The sequence below is a fragment of the Saccharothrix sp. NRRL B-16314 genome, from assembly GCF_000716595.1.
Classification (GTDB): Bacteria; Actinomycetota; Actinomycetes; order Mycobacteriales; family Pseudonocardiaceae; genus Actinosynnema.
Genome location: NZ_JNXC01000224.1, coordinates 1 through 315 on the forward strand (window position 1 = coordinate 1; position 315 = coordinate 315).

Here is a 315-nt window from a genome sequence, read left to right on the forward strand (position 1 = left end):
GCCCTCGTCCGCCGGTCGTGTGGTGTCCCGGCACTCGTTCTTCCGCACCTCGTACGGGAGTTGACGCATCGTCGTGGCGTAGCCGAGCAGCACGAGGCGGGGCACGCTCTCGGTCCGTACCGGGGTGTGTTCGTAGATCGCGCGCGCCAGGACGCCGATGGCGTCCCACACGTCGGCCTGCGGGTCCAGCCGGTCGCAGTCGTCGAGGACGAGCCAGAAGCGTTCCTCGGCGGCGGTCGCCCGGGCGACGATCCGGTGCGCGGCGTCGTCGAGGGAAGGCAGTGGATCGTTCAACCGTGTGGGGTTCAACGGAAA

Annotated in this window: 1 protein-coding gene; it reads right to left on the reverse strand. The window is 69.5% G+C overall.

Annotated features, from left to right (window positions below):
• Positions 1-294 (reverse strand): hypothetical protein (locus OQ02_RS39750; RefSeq protein ID WP_197043738.1); only part of this gene is annotated, 294 nt, incomplete at its 3' end.
• Positions 295-315 lie beyond the last annotated feature (21 nt).